The following is a 13,492-nucleotide window of genomic DNA, read 5'->3' as shown; positions in this document are numbered from 1 at the left end:
AGGGTAGCGCCCTAGGCCGCGACGACCTGCTCCTCCTCGTAGCGCGAGACCGCACGCTCGCGGGCGATGCGGGTCCGGCGTGCCGCGAGCCCGTGCACGAGGACGCCGAGCAGCACCGCGACGACCAGCCACAGCACGAGCACGACCACCGACCGGGTCAGTGGTGCTCCGGGGAAGTACACGAGGTCCTGCGCGGCACCGAGCCAGGCGGCACCGCTCCAGAACGTGTTGAGCGCGGCGAAGAAGCCGGGCTGGAACGACGGCTGGAAGATCCCGCCGGAGCTCGTGAAGTTGAGCATCACGAAGAGCATCGTCAGGATCGGGGTGGTCCACCGGCCGAGCAGCGGGTGCAGGCCGACGCCGAGGGCCACGATGACCGCGTCGTAGAGCCAGGCGAACAGGAAGACCTGCCACCGGTGGTCCGGGATGACGCCGTACAGCGGCCCGGCGACCAGGATGCCGATGCCGGCGACGACACCGGCGGTGACGGCACCGACGACGACCGTCCAGAGTGCCCGGAGCTTCGCGGCGGACGCGGCGACCGCGATGGCCGACGCGTAGCCGCCGACGCTCAGCCCGACGAGCAGGAAGAACAGGCCCTGGCCGGTGGGGTCCTCGCTGCCGGTGGGCACGACGTCCGAGACGGTGAAGGGCAGGTGCTGCGCGAAGGCGATCGGCAGGAAGACCTTCTCCGCGGCGGTCGCGGTGGTCTCGCTCGCGGCGGTCGAGACGTAGAGCGTGGCGCCGTCGGTGCCCGGCGCGTAGACCGCGGCGAGCTCCCGGTCGCGGACCCGTCGCTCGGCCTCGGAGGTCGTGCCGACGACGTGCGCCACGAGCTTGCCGTCCGACTCGTCGGTCACCGTCTGGGCGAAGACCTGCACGGTCGGTCCCTGGCCGACGACGCCCACCGGGAGCTCGTGCGGCGTGGGGGCGTGGAAGGCGCCGAGGTACGCCAGGCTCATCCCGACCGCGAGGAACAGCGGCACGAGGATGTGCGACCCGAAGGACCGCAGCGACCGTCCGAGGTGCTCGGGGCGCACGACCGCCGCGATCGCCGGTCGGGGGAGCTCCCGGTGCGGGCGGGCCGCGGCGTGTCCGGCGTGGTGATCCTGCTCGACTCGGGCGGTGTTGTCTTTTGCAACTTCAGGCACGAGCAGCCACGGTACACCCGTCGTGACGGTGCAGCGCGCCCGGCTTCACTCCGCGCCGGGGTCGTCCGCACCCATGCCGGTGAGCAGGGCGCGGAAGGAGTCGAGCCGCTCGACGCCGGTCGGACCGAGCTCTCCGTCGTGCACCCGGTCGACGATCTCCCAGTCGTGCGCCTGCGACAGCGGGATGCCGTCGGCGGGCTCGCGCACGGGTACGGCGTGCGCGGCGAACGCCCGGAAGACGTTCTCGGGCTGGACGTGGCCGAGCCCGAACGACCGGACGCCGGGGGTGTCGATGATCCACCCGCCGTCACGGACGCGCAGCGCGATCGAGGACGACGAGGTGTGCCGCCCACGACCCGTCACCGCGTTCACGACGCCGGTGGCACGGGTCGAGCCCGTGATGGCGTTCACGAGCGTCGACTTCCCGACGCCGGAGTGCCCGACCGTGACGGTCACCTTGTCGTCGAGCACCTCGTGCAGGGCGTCGAACGGCACGTCGTCCGACCGGCTCGTGACGATCCGCAGGTCCAGGCAGGCGAAGTGCGCCAGGAACGGTGCCGGGTCGGCCAGGTCGGTCTTCGTGATGCAGAGCACGGGGTCGAGTCCGGCGTCGAACGCGGCGACGAGGTACCGGTCGATGAGCCGCGGGCGTGGTTCGGGGTCCGCCGCCGCGACGACGACCAGCATCTGGTCCGCGTTCGCGACGATCACGCGCTCGACCTCGTCGCTGTCGTCGGCGCTCCGTCGCAGCAGGGTCGAGCGCTCCGCGACCTTGACGATGCGCGCGAGCGAGCCGGCGTCGCCCGAGACGTCGCCGGCGAGCGACACGTGGTCACCGGTCACGACGGACTTCTTGCCGAGCTCCCGGGCCTTCGTGGCGGTGATGACGCGTTCGTCGTCCTGCCCCGCCGACACCAGCACGCCGAAGCGTCCGCGGTCGACGTTCGTCACCCACCCGGTCGGGGCGTCGTCGTAGCTCGGACGGGTCTTCGTCCGGGGCCGGTTGCCCTTCGGGTTCGGCCGGATCCGCACCTTCGACTCGTACTGCCCGTACGGCTCGTCCTCGTCGGTGTCGTCGCCGTCGACGTCGTCCCACCAGCTCACGGCGTCACGCTCCCGTCACGACGGCCGTCACGAGGATCCGTACCGGTCGCCACGAGGTCCGCCCACAGCTCGGGGAACTGGGGCAGTGTCTTCGCGGTGCAGCCGATGTCGTCGACGGCGACGCCGTCGACGACGAGGCCCACCAGGGCGCCCGCGGTCGCCATCCGGTGGTCGTCGTAGGCGGCCCAGCCTCCGCCGTGCAAGGGCGCGGGCGTGATCCGCAGGCCGTCGTCGAGTTCCTGCACCGAGCCTCCCGACCGGTTCACGTCCGCCGCGAGCGCGGCGAGCCGGTCCGTCTCGTGGCCCCGCAGGTGCCCGATGCCCGTGATCTCGCTCGGGCCGTCGGCCAGGGCCGACAGCGCGACGAGCGCCGGCGCGAGCTCGCCGCCGCGGCTCAGGTCGAGCGTGACACCCGGCAGGGAGGCCCCACCGGCCACCCCGACGCCGCCGTCGACGACGAGGTCGTCGCCGTCGCGCGTGACCGTCGCGCCCCACAGGGGCAGGAGCGTCTCGAGGTCGGCGCCCACCTGCGTGGTCTCCACCGGCCAGGTGTGGATCCGCACGGTACCGCCCGCGACCAGCGCGGCCGCCGCGAAGGGGGCGGCGTTCGACAGGTCGGGCTCGATCGTGACGTCGCGCGCCGCGATCGGCCCGGGGTGCACGACCCACTCGCCGACCGCCGGCTGGTCCACGCGGACACCGCGGGCACGCAGCGCCTCGACGGTCATGTCGATGTGCGGCAGGCTCGGCAGCCGCTCGCCGACGTGCGTCAGGTGCAGGCCCTCGTCGAAGCGGGGTGCCGACAGGAGCAGGCCGGAGACGAACTGGGACGAGGCGGACGCGTCGATCGACAGGGTCCCGCCGCGGACCGAGCCCGTCCCGCTGAACGAGAAGGGCATCGCGCCGTCGCCGTCGTCGGTGACGTCGACCCCGAGGTCGGCGAGCGCGCGGATGATCGCCCCCATCGGGCGCTTCCGCGCGTACGGGTCGCCGTCGACGGTGACCGGCCCGGTGGCGAGGGCGGCGAGCGGCGGCAGGAAGCGCATGACCGTCCCGGCGAGCCCACAGTCGACGGCGACGTCGCCGTGCATGGGGGCCGGGGTGATGCGGAGGTCGGGGCCGTAGGGGTTCGGCTGCTCGCCGGCGCCCGGGTCGACCTCCTCGATGCCGACGCCGAGCTGGCGGAGCGCCGCGACCATGAGCGCCGAGTCACGCGAGTGCAGGGGGAGCCGGATCGTCGACGGGCCGTCCGCCAGGGCGGCGAGCACGAGCTCCCGGTTGGTCAGCGACTTCGAGCCGGGCAGGGCGACGTCGCCGCGCAGGGGTCCGCGGGCGAGGGGCGCGATCCAGGGATCGGGGCGGTGGGAATGCATCGACTCGGCCATCGGTTCACCAGGGTACTGAACGCAGCGGGAGGACCATTGGCGACAGCGACACTCGAACGGTCGCGGACGGCACTGCCGCCCGTGCGGACGACGATCGGGCTCGGCCTAGACTCGTCCCTGATGACGACCGACGAACCGCAGGCAGCACCGCACGACCTGGTCGAGGAGACCGAGGCGCAGCTCGACGCGGTGTCCGACGAGGCCGCCGCGCTGGACGCCGAGGACGGGGCCGGCGACGAGCCGGAGCCCGCGGACGAGAAGACCGTGTCCGAGGGCGAGCTGCGGTCCCTGTTCGAGGAGCAGGCGCTCCCGTTCATGGACCAGCTCTACGGCGCCGCGATGCGCATGACCCGCAACCCGGCGGACGCGTCCGACCTGGTGCAGGAGACCTTCGTCAAGGCGTACGCCGCGTTCCGGCAGTTCCGCCAGGGCACGAACCTGAAGGCCTGGCTCTACCGGATCCTCACGAACACGTTCATCAACACGTACCGCAAGAACCAGCGGAACCCGTACCAGGGCACGATCGACGAGCTCGAGGACTGGCAGCTCGGCGGCGCCGAGAGCGTCACCCAGTCCGTCTCCGCGCGCTCCGCCGAGGCCGACGCGATCGACCACCTGCCGTCCTCCGCCGTGAAGGACGCGCTGCAGTCGATCCCCGAGGACTTCCGCATGGCCGTGTACTTCGCGGACGTCGAGGGGTTCTCCTACCAGGAGATCGCCGACATCATGAAGACCCCCGTGGGGACGGTCATGAGCCGGCTCCACCGTGGTCGCCGGCTCCTCCGCGGACTCCTGGCGGACCACGCACGCGAGACCGGCATCGTCCCGGACGCAGCGTCGACGGCGACGATGCGCGGACGGGGCCGGAAGACGACTGCGGCCGGTGGTCGCACCGACGGGAAGGACGCACGATGAGCGGCTGCGACTGCTCGAAGGCGAAGGCCGAGCTCGAGGAGTTCCTCCACGACGAGCTCTGCCGTGAGGACGCCGCGGACATCCGCGAGCACATGGAGACCTGCGAGGACTGCACGAGCGAGCACCGCGTGGGCGTCGTGCTCATGGAGACGGTCAAGCGCGCGTGCAGGGAGACCGCTCCCGAGCAGCTCCGCACGGAGATCCTGGCGCGCATCCGGGTGGAGCAGGCGACGCACTAGGCGCCACCGCGGGTGGTCGTCACACGTCACCTGCGCTGGGTAGGGTCACCCCATGACCCTCACCGCCGAGTCGATCACCGCCTGGTCCGACGCGGACGTCGCCGACGTCACCGCCCTCGTCCGCCTGCTCGGACACGTCGTGGACGAGCCCGCCATGCGCGCGCGGCTCGAGCGGCTCGTGCCCGAGGCGGGGCACCGCACGTGGCTCGTCCGCGGCGAGGACGGCCGGGCGGTCGCGGTGGCGGGCGCGCAGGTCACGTGGTCGTACGCCAGCGACGAGCCCACCGCGCAGCTCCTCCTGCTGGTGGTCGACCCGTCGGCCAGGAGGCACGGCACCGGTTCCGCGCTCATCGACGTCTTCGAGACGTGGGCTGTGGAACAGGGAGCGCACCGGCTCAGCGCCGTGTCCGCCGCCGCGACGGACACCGCGCACCGCTTCTACCAGAAGCGCGGCTACCACGAGGCCGGAGTCCGCTACACGAAGCTCAAGTGACGCGCGGCGCGCTGGCCTCCACGCCCCGGCCAGCCCGCTCGCCCCGGTCCGCTCGCGCCCCGCTCGGCCCCGCTCTGGTCGCAGAACACCGGTGTTCCCGTGTCGAACACCGTCGTTCGGGTGTCCGACCGGTGAACACCGGTTTCTTGCGCGTCCTGCTGGAACGGGTGGCCCTGCGTGGGGTCAGCCGAGCGCCTTGCGGATCACGTCCGCGGCCTCCTGGGCGGAGCGCTTCGACGAGCCCGTCGCCGGCGCGGCACTCGCGGGACGAGCAGCCACGGAGAGCGGACGGCCGTCGAGGTGCGGCGACAGGTTCATGCAGACGAACGGCCAGGCGCCCTGGTTCTCGGGCTCCTCCTGTGCCCACACGACCTCGGCATGCGGGTAGCCGGCGAGCACCTGCAGGAGCTGGTCGAGGGGGAGCGGCGCGAGCTGCTCCAGTCGGACGAGGGCGACGTCGGTCGCGCCGGACTTGTCGAGCTCGGCACGCAGGTCGTGGTGCACCTTGCCCGAGTGCAGCACGACGCGGCGCACGGCACCCTTGTCGGCCACGCGGTCGTCGTCGAGCACCTCGTGGAAGGCGCCGTTCGTGAACGCCGTGACCGGGCTGGTGGCCTGGCGCAGGCGGAGCATCGCCTTCGGGGTGAAGACGACGAGCGGCTTCTGCGGGCGCGCCCACGCCTGCCGACGGAGCAGGTGGAACCACGACGCCGGCGTCGACGGACGCGCGACGATCATGTTGTCCTCGGCGCAGAGCTGCAGGTACCGCTCGATGCGCGCCGAGGAGTGGTCCGGGCCCTGGCCCTCGTAGCCGTGCGGGAGCAGCAGCACCAGACCGGAGCGCTGGCCCCACTTCTGTTCGGCCGACGAGATGAACTCGTCGATCACGGTCTGCGCGCCGTTCGCGAAGTCGCCGAACTGCGCCTCCCAGAGCACCAGTGCCTCCGGTCGCTCGACCGAGTAACCGTACTCGAACGCCATCGCCGCGTACTCGCTGAGGAGCGAGTCGTAGATCGTGAAGCGCGCCTGGTCCTCGGCGAGGTTCGCCAGCGGCAGCCACTCCTGGCCGTTCACCCGGTCGTGGAAGACGGCCTGGCGCTGCACGAAGGTGCCACGCCGCGCGTCCTGTCCGGCGAGCCGGACCGGCTTGCCCTCGACCAGGACCGAACCGATGGCCATGAGTTCCGCCATCGCCCAGTCGATGCCGCCCGACCGGGTCATCTCGGTGCGCTTCGTCAGCAGCTGCTGGAGCTTCGGGTGGATCGAGAAGCCAGCCGGCGGGTTGCTGTGGGCGTCGCCGATGGCCCGGACGAGTTCCTCGGAGATCGCGGTCTCGTGCACGTCGACCTCGGCGTCGTCCCGTTGGGCGCTCGGTCGCTCGAGACCGTCCACGGCACCGTCGTCGTCGCCCGTGATGACCGGCATGGTGCCGGTCTGCGCCTCGTGCGTCTCGGCGAAGGCGCGCTCGAGACGGTCCTGGAAGTCGCGGTGTGCCTCGTCGTACTCCTCCTGCGTGATGTCGCCGCGACCGACCAGGGCCTCGGTGTACAAGGTGCGGACGGAGCGTTTGGCCTCGATGAGGTTGTACATGAGCGGCTGGGTCATCGACGGGTCGTCGCCCTCGTTGTGACCGCGGCGGCGGTAGCAGACCAGGTCGATCACGACGTCGCGGTGGAACTCCTCGCGGTACGCGAAGGCGAGCTCGGCGACACGGGCCACGGCCTCGGGGTCGTCCCCGTTGACGTGGAAGATCGGCGCCTGGATCGTCTTCGCGACGTCGGTCGAGTACACCGAGCTGCGCGCCGACTCCGGCAGCGTGGTGAAGCCGACCTGGTTGTTGATGACGAGGTGGACGGTGCCGCCCGTGCGGTAGCCGCGGAGCTGCGACATCTGCAGCGTCTCGACCACGACGCCCTGACCGGCCATCGCGGCGTCGCCGTGCACGAGCACCGGCAGCACGCCGAAGGTGCCGGGCGGGGTGCGGTCCTGCTTGGCGCGGACGATGCCCTCGAGCACGCCGTCGACGGCCTCGAGGTGCGACGGGTTCGCGGCGATGGTCACCGGGATGCTCGAACCGTCGGACGCGCGGAACACGCCCTCGGTGCCGACGTGGTACTTCACGTCGCCCGAGCCCTGACCCGAGACGGCGCCGGGGAGCGAGGAGCCTTCGAACTCGCGGAAGATCTGCCCGTAGGTCTTGCCGGCGATGTTCGTCAGGACGTTGAGGCGACCGCGGTGGGCCATGCCGATCGCGACCTCGTCGAGTCCCGCGACCGAAGCCTGCTGGATCAGGGTGTCGAGGAACGCGATGGTCGACTCGCCGCCCTCGAGCGAGAAGCGCTTCTGGCCCACGTACTTCGTCTGCAGGAAGGTCTCGAAGGCCTCGGCCTCGTTGAGCTTGCCGAGGACGCGGAGCTGCTCCTCCTTCGACGGCTTCGAGTACGGGACCTCGATGCGCGCCTGCACCCAGCGCCGCTGCTCCGGGTCCTGGATGTGCATGTACTCGACGCCCACCGTGCGGCAGTAGGCGTCGCGGAGGATGCCCAGCACGTCGCGCAGGGGAGCGGTCGTGGTGCCGGCCAGGCCGCCGGTGACGAACTCGCGGTCGAGGTCCCAGAACGTCAGCCCGTGGTTCTCGATCTCGAGGTCGGGGTGGGTGCGCTGCCGGTACTCGAGCGGGTCGATGTCGGCCATGAGGTGGCCACGGACCCGGAAGCTGTTGATGAGCTCCTGCACACGCGACGTCTTGTTGACGCGGTGCGCGAGGTCGACGTTGATGTCGTTCGCCCACTGGATCGGCTTGTAGGGGATGCGCAGCGCGGCGAAGATGCCCTCGTAGAAGCCGTGCTCGCCGATCAGGCGCTCGTGCACCTTCTTCAGGTACTCGCCCGACCCGGCGCCCTGGATGACGCGGTGGTCGTAGGTGCTCGTGAGCGTGATGGTCTTGCCGACGCCGAGCTCGACCAGCGTCTTCGTGGCCGAGCCCTGGAACTGCGCCGGGTACTCGAGCGCACCGGCGCCGATGATCGACCCCTGGCCCTTGGTCAGGCGCGGGACCGAGTGGACGGTGCCGATGCCGCCCGGGTTGGTCAGCGAGATCGTGGTGCCCTGGAAGTCCGCCGGGGTGAGCTTGTTGTCGCGGGCGCGCTTGACCAGGTCCTCGTAGGCGGAGAGGAACTGGCCGAACGTCAGTGCTTCGGCGCGCTTGATGATCGGCACGAGGAGCGAGCGGGTGCCGTCCTTCTTCGGGACGTCGATCGCGATGCCGAGGTTCACGTGCGCCGGCTCGACCACGAAGGGCTTGCCGTCACGCTCCTCGTAGAAGACGTTCTGGCTCGGGAACTCCTGCAGCGCCTGCACCATCGCCCACCCGATCAGGTGCGTGAAGGAGATCTTGCCGCCGCGGGCGCGACGCAGGTGGTTGTTGATGACGATGCGGTTGTCGATCATCAGCTTCGCGGGGATGGTCCGGACGCTCGTGGCCGTCGGCACGGTGAGCGAGGCGTCCATGTTCGACGCGAGGGTCTTCGCCATGCCGCGCAGCGGGGTCGCCACGTCCTCGTGGGTCTCCTCGTGGTCGTCGGCCTGGTCGTTCGCCTCGGCCGGGATCGGCTGCGGCGTGGGCTGACGCGAGGTGGTCTTCGCCTGGATCGGGGTGCCGGGCTTCGCCTCGGCCGGCGCGTCCCCGGTCGCGGGCTGCTGCGTGGAGGACTGCCCCTGCGGTGCCGGGACCGCGCCCGTCGGGCCGGCGTCACCAGCGGCACCGGCGCCCTGCGAGCGGTGGTAGCTCTCGAGCACGGGCCACCACGACTTGTCGACGGAGTCCTTGTCGGCGACGAACTGCTCGTACAGCTCGTCGACGAGCCACTCGTTCGCCCCGAATTCCCCCGCGGTCTCGTCCGTACCCGTCAGATGGCTCGACACAGCCGATCGCCCACTCTCCGTCGATAGATGCTCGTGTGTGTCGTACGGGGCAACCCTGCTCCGCACTGCCCGCAAGCCTAACCGTTCCGCGCCGACCGTTCGGTGACCGTCCGACGCGAGCCGCGCCTCCCGTCCGCGGTCGCGCGTGTCGGGAGCGGGCCCGCCGACCGGGCGACAGCCGTCGTCCAGATCCGCGGGTCCGCGCGGGCGTCGGTGTCACTGCGGGGCCGTACAGTGAGACCCATGAGGTTCTACGAGACGCGGCCGACGCACGACCTGACCTACTCCGACGTCTTCCTCGTGCCGAGCCGCTCCGGGGTGACGAGCCGCTTCGACGTGGACCTCGCCACCAACGACGGCACGGGCGCGACCATCCCCATCGTCAGCGCGAACATGAACTCGGTGACCGGCCCGCGCCTGGCCGCGACCCTCGCCCGCCGTGGCGGCCTCGGCGTGCTGCCGCAGGACATGCACCTGCAGGACCTCGACGCCGCGATCCGCTGGGTCAAGGAGCAGCCGGTCGACTTCGACACGGCCTACGACATGCGCGCCGACACCACGGTGTCCGAGGCGCTCGAGCAGCTCCTGCCGGTCGCCGGCCGCGGCGTGGTCGTGCGGGACGCGGCGGGGGAGTACCTCGGCTGCGTGCCGGCCGCGCGGCTGGGCACCGCAGGCACGGACGCCACGCTCGGCGACCTGTTGCACGGTCCCTCCACCGCGATCGACGCGGACGACGCCGGCACCCCGCGTCACGTGTACGACGTGCTCACCGCGGCCGAGGTGGACTTCGCGCCGGTGGTGCGGCACGGCAAGGTCGTCGGCACCACGAGTCAGACGAGCGCGATCCGCTCCGACATCTACACGCCCGCGGTCGACGGGAACGGCCGCCTCCGGGTCGCCGCGGCCGTCGGCATCAACGGCGACGTCGCCGCGAAGGCCGAGGCCCTGGCCGCCGCCGGGGTGGACGTGCTGGTCCTCGACACCGCTCACGGCCACCAGGAGGGCATGCTCCGCGCGCTCCGCGCCGTGTCGTCGCTCGGCCTCGGGTTGCCGATCGTCGCGGGCAACGTCGTGACCGCCGACGCCGTCGCGCACCTCGTCGACGCCGGTGCCTCGATCATCAAGGTCGGTGTCGGTCCCGGCGCGATGTGCACCACCCGCATGATGACGGCCGTCGGCCGCCCGCAGTTCTCCGCCGTGCTCGAGACCGCGGCGGCGGCCCGGTCCCTCGGTGCGCACGTCTGGGCCGACGGTGGCGTCCGCTACCCGCGTGACGTCGCGCTGGCGCTGGCCGCCGGCGCGTCGAGCGTGATGATCGGTTCGTGGTTCGCCGGCACCCTCGAGGCGCCCGGGGTGCTCCGTCGCGACGCCGCGGGAAAGGCGTACAAGGAGAGCTGGGGGATGGCGTCCGCCAAGGCCGTCCGGGAGCGCTTCGAGCGGCTCGACCCGTACGAGCGGGCCCGCAAGGCGCTCTTCGCCGAGGGAATCTCGTCGTCGACGATCTACCTCGACCCCGAGCGTCCCAGCGTCGAGGACCTGCTCGACATGATCACCACCGGCATCCGCAGCTCGGCGACGTACGCGGGCGCGTCCTCGCTCGCCGAGTTCTCCGAGCGGGCGCTGGTCGGCATCCAGTCGGCCGCCGGGTACGAGGAGGGCAAGCCGCTGCCCGTCAGCTGGTAGCGCGCCGGCCCTTCGCGGGCGGCGACCAACGACGGACGGGAGGCGCGGTGCCAGCCGGCACCGCGCCTCCCGTCCGTCGTCGTGGTGTGCCTAGCGGCGCCGGGTCGCGTCCTCGACGGTGCCGACGAGTTCCTCGAGGATGTCCTCGAGGAACAGGACGCCGACCGTGCGACCGTCGGCGTCGAACGCCCGTGCCACGTGCCGCCCCGCGGCACGCATGGTCGCGAGGGCGTCCTCGAGGTCCATGTCCGTGTACAGCGAGATGAGCTGACGGATCCGCTTCGGGGGCACCGGCGCGTCGAACTCGTCCGGCCGCAGGTCGATGACGTCCTTGACGTGCACGTAGCCGGTCGGGTCGCCGTCCTCCCCGACGAGCACGTACCGCGAGAAGCCTCGCTGCGCGACGGCACGCTCGACGTCCTCGGGGGTGGCGTCCTCGGGCAGCGTGACCAGGTCGGACATCGGCACGGCGACGTCCTTGACCTTCTTCTCCGTGAACTCGAACGCCATCGCGAGCTTGCCGTCGTCGGTCAGCGTGCCCTCGCGACGCGACTGCTCGACGATCGTCTGGACCTCCTCCACGGTGAAGGCGCTCACCGCCTCGTCCTTCGGTTCCACCTTGAACAGGCGCAGCACGCCGTTCGCCGCCGAGTTCAGTCCGACGATCACCCAGTGCAGGCCGTGGCCGATGTACCAGAGGGTCGGGACCAGGAGGAGTGCGGCGCGGTCCGGCATCGAGAACGAGATGTTCTTCGGCACCATCTCGCCGAACACGACGTGCAGGAACGACACGAGCAGCAGCGTGAAGACGAACGCGACGGTACCGATGACCTCGACGCTCCAGCCGGTCAGACCGAGCGGGACCTCGAGCAGGTGGTGGATCGCCGGCTCGGAGACGTTCAGGATGAGGAGCGAGCAGACCGTGATGCCGAGCTGGGTCGTGGCGAGCATGCGCGTGGCGTGCTCCATCGCCCAGAGCGTCATCTGCGCGGACTTCGACCCGGCCTCGGCGCGCGGTTCGATCTGCGAGCGTCGTGCCGAGATGACGGCGAACTCGGCCGCCACGAAGTACGCGTTGCCGAGCAACAGGACGACCAGCCAGAAGATGCCCCACCAGTCGGATCCGGTGGAGGCGGACTCGCCGGCGGCGAGGACCAGGCCGTCGTGGACGGACGCGGCGCTCATCGGGAGCCTTCCTTCGTGGCGGGGATGATGATCCCGGTCGCCGGGCGGGTGTCGGAGGACGGTCCGGCCGCGGACGTCCCGGGGACCGGGTCGGGTTGCGTCGGGGTCCACCGGATGCGGTCGACCCGGCGGCCGTCGAGGCGCTCGACGCGGAAGACGCCGTCGTCGAGCGCCACCTCGTCGCCGACGGCGGGCAGGCGGCCGAGGGTCGACATGATGAAGCCACCGACGGTCTCGTACGGACCGTCCTCGGGCACCTTCACGCCGGCGCGGTCCTCGAGCTCGTCCGGACGCAGCAGTCCGGGGAACGTCAGCCAGCCGCGGGAGCGCACCACGTCGATCCGGGCGCGGTCGTGCTCGTCGGACACCTCGCCGACGATCTCCTCGACGAGGTCCTCGAGGGTGACGACCCCCGCGGTGCCGCCGTACTCGTCGACGACGATCACCATCTGGTAGCCGCGGCTCCGGACCTCGGCGAGCAGCGTGTCGCCCGGCATCGTCTCGGGCACGCGCTCGGCCTCGGTCATCAGGGCGCCGACGGGGACCTCGGGGCGCTTCTCGCGGGGGACCGCGACCGCCTGCTTGACGTGCACGATGCCGACGACGTCGTCCGCGTCCTCCTCGATGACGGGGAAGCGGCTGAACCCGGTGCGTCGAGCGAGGGCGATGACGTCCTCCGCCGGCTCGGACACGCGGATGGTCGACAGCCGGGGGCGCGGGGTCATCACATCGCTGGCGTTCAGTTCGGAGAACGCGATGGTGCGCTGGAGCAGCGTCGCGGTGTCCTGTTCGAGCGAACCCTCCGACGCGGAGCGGCGGAGCAGCGAGCTGAGCTCCTCGGCGCTCCGGGCGCCGGACAGTTCCTCCTGCGGCTCGATGCCCATCGAACGCAGCACGGCGTTCGCGGTGCCGTTGAGGAGCGCGACGGCCGGCTTGAACACGGTCGTGAACGCGACCTGCAGCGGCACCACGAGCTTCGCGGTCTGCAGGGGCAGCGCCAGCGCGAAGTTCTTCGGCACGAGTTCGCCGAGGATCATCGACAGCAGGGTCGCGATGACGAGCGCCACGATCGAACCGACCGTCTCGACGATCGCCTCCGGCAGCTGCATCGCGAGGAACGGCGCCTCGAGCAGCGTCGCGATCGACGGTTCGAGCAGGTAGCCGGTCAGCAGGGTCGTCAGGGTGATGCCGAGTTGCGCGCTCGACAGGTGGGTCGAGGTGACCTTGAGCGCGCCGATAACCGGGGCGAGGCCGGACTCGCCGCGGTCGCGTCGGGCCTCGACCTCGGCGCGGTCGAGGTTCACGAGCGCGAACTCCGAGGCGACGAAGACACCGGTACCGAGGGTCAGCAGGATGCCGCCGACCAGCATGACGATGTCGAGGGGACTCATTCTCCACCTCCCGACACAGGGG

General features: G+C 71.4%; 10 protein-coding genes. 4 read left to right on the top strand and 6 right to left on the bottom strand.

Features of this window, described 5'->3' with window-relative positions; genetic code table 11:
• Nucleotides 1-11: 11 nt before the first annotated feature.
• The 3 genes from DEJ23_RS02650 to aroA are packed head-to-tail and all read right to left on the bottom strand — an operon-like array spanning nt 12 to nt 3,640.
• On the bottom strand, nt 12-1,151 hold the full coding sequence (locus tag DEJ23_RS02650) for a hypothetical protein (protein WP_146240172.1): 1,140 nt from the start codon (nt 1,149-1,151) through the stop codon (nt 12-14).
• A gap of 45 nt (nt 1,152-1,196) precedes the next feature.
• A complete protein-coding gene (gene rsgA / locus DEJ23_RS02645) occupies nt 1,197-2,255 on the bottom strand; it encodes a ribosome small subunit-dependent GTPase A (protein ID WP_111238669.1) in 1,059 nt (352 codons plus the stop codon).
• Nucleotides 2,252-3,640, bottom strand: coding sequence for a 3-phosphoshikimate 1-carboxyvinyltransferase (aroA, locus tag DEJ23_RS02640; RefSeq protein WP_111238668.1), 1,389 nt, complete (start codon nt 3,638-3,640; stop codon nt 2,252-2,254). Before aroA ends, rsgA begins: the two co-directional genes overlap by 4 nt.
• A 120-nt stretch (nt 3,641-3,760) precedes the next feature.
• Here aroA and DEJ23_RS02635 point away from each other — a divergent pair, with 120 nt between their 5' ends.
• The 3 genes from DEJ23_RS02635 to DEJ23_RS02625 are packed head-to-tail and all read left to right on the top strand — an operon-like array spanning nt 3,761 to nt 5,287.
• Nucleotides 3,761-4,555, top strand: coding sequence for a sigma-70 family RNA polymerase sigma factor (locus tag DEJ23_RS02635; protein ID WP_111238667.1), 795 nt, complete (start codon nt 3,761-3,763; stop codon nt 4,553-4,555).
• Nucleotides 4,552-4,794, top strand: coding sequence for a zf-HC2 domain-containing protein (locus DEJ23_RS02630; protein ID WP_111226241.1), 243 nt, complete (start codon nt 4,552-4,554; stop codon nt 4,792-4,794). The genes DEJ23_RS02635 and DEJ23_RS02630 overlap by 4 nt, the downstream gene beginning before the upstream one ends.
• Before the next feature lie 52 nt (nt 4,795-4,846).
• Nucleotides 4,847-5,287 carry a GNAT family N-acetyltransferase gene (locus DEJ23_RS02625; protein ID WP_111238666.1) on the top strand — a complete coding sequence of 147 codons (441 nt, stop codon included), beginning with the start codon at nt 4,847-4,849 and terminating at the stop codon, nt 5,285-5,287.
• Nucleotides 5,288-5,470: 183 nt separating this feature from the next.
• On the opposite strand, the gene DEJ23_RS02620 is transcribed toward DEJ23_RS02625, so the two are convergent.
• A complete protein-coding gene (locus tag DEJ23_RS02620) occupies nt 5,471-9,211 on the bottom strand; it encodes a multifunctional oxoglutarate decarboxylase/oxoglutarate dehydrogenase thiamine pyrophosphate-binding subunit/dihydrolipoyllysine-residue succinyltransferase subunit (RefSeq protein ID WP_181429068.1) in 3,741 nt (1,246 codons plus the stop codon).
• Nucleotides 9,212-9,454: 243 nt separating this feature from the next.
• Between DEJ23_RS02620 and DEJ23_RS02615 the strand changes: the two genes are divergently transcribed.
• The gene (locus tag DEJ23_RS02615; RefSeq protein WP_111238665.1) at nt 9,455-10,894 is read left to right on the top strand and encodes a GuaB1 family IMP dehydrogenase-related protein; all 1,440 of its coding nucleotides are present in this window, start codon (nt 9,455-9,457) and stop codon (nt 10,892-10,894) included.
• Between the two features lie 90 nt (nt 10,895-10,984).
• On the opposite strand, the gene DEJ23_RS02610 is transcribed toward DEJ23_RS02615, so the two are convergent.
• On the bottom strand, nt 10,985-12,079 hold the full coding sequence (locus DEJ23_RS02610) for a hemolysin family protein (protein ID WP_258375217.1): 1,095 nt from the start codon (nt 12,077-12,079) through the stop codon (nt 10,985-10,987).
• The gene (locus DEJ23_RS02605; RefSeq protein ID WP_258375216.1) at nt 12,076-13,470 is read right to left on the bottom strand and encodes a hemolysin family protein; all 1,395 of its coding nucleotides are present in this window, start codon (nt 13,468-13,470) and stop codon (nt 12,076-12,078) included. Before DEJ23_RS02605 ends, DEJ23_RS02610 begins: the two co-directional genes overlap by 4 nt.
• Nucleotides 13,471-13,492 lie beyond the last annotated feature (22 nt).

The organism is Curtobacterium sp. MCSS17_008, assembly GCF_003234185.1.
Taxonomy (GTDB): domain Bacteria; phylum Actinomycetota; class Actinomycetes; order Actinomycetales; family Microbacteriaceae; genus Curtobacterium.
Note: the sequence above shows the minus strand (reverse complement) of the source record. Positions and strands in the feature narration are given on the sequence as shown.